Raw genomic sequence first — 680 nt, 5'->3', positions numbered from 1 at the left:
ATCCCATCTAATCGATCATCACTAATCAGTGGTTTGGAACCGTCAAAATCGGTGTTTTTAACACCAGCCAAACCTTTCTCGCCAGAGCTTAAGCCAACTTGCTCAACCCCTTCACGCACCGCATGATTGTCAATATAGCCTGTCAACTTGGCATCAAGCGTGCCACCAGCTTCAATCGTGCCATAAACAGCATCATAAGTGCGTTTGAGTGTTTGGGTAAAAGTAGGACCATCCCATTCTTCTGCACCTTGCCCTATACATGCTGGATTTGTGGCACTACATTGCTTATATCTGTAGCGTGTTTCAGTTACAATCTTGGTTGTTTCAATTAAATCACGCCCCTCATTGAGCAGCGTATCACCCTGCATCTCAATGTTGCCATTAGCAGCAATCAAACTATAGCTATTGCGGATATCACCGGCATGGACCGTGAGATGACGCCCTACCAAAATCTGTGCCGCATTATTGGTAAAATGAGGCTGCTGACGAATGATCGTAGTGTCGATATTTTTCTTGATCCTTGTGTGTTTATCAACATTTGGGATATTTTCCCATTCTCCTCGCACGTAACTGTGAGAAACCACTTTATCGCTAACTTCAACCCCACCTTCACGCATGTTGGTAAGCGCTGAGACATCGAAGGTCATATCGCCTGACACGGCTTCTAAAAGACCCGAGCT

Annotated in this window: 1 protein-coding gene; it reads right to left on the bottom strand. The window is 45.3% G+C overall.

The genetic code is table 11. From position 1 onward, the window contains the following. Positions 1 to 680 (bottom strand): hypothetical protein (locus ACFILZ_RS10065; RefSeq protein WP_375611084.1); only part of this gene is annotated, 680 nt, incomplete at both ends.

It is taken from the genome of Bartonella sp. AP40SXNS (assembly GCF_042195825.1).
Taxonomy (GTDB): domain Bacteria; phylum Pseudomonadota; class Alphaproteobacteria; order Rhizobiales; family Rhizobiaceae; genus Bartonella.
This window is presented reverse-complemented; position numbering and strand designations above follow the sequence as displayed.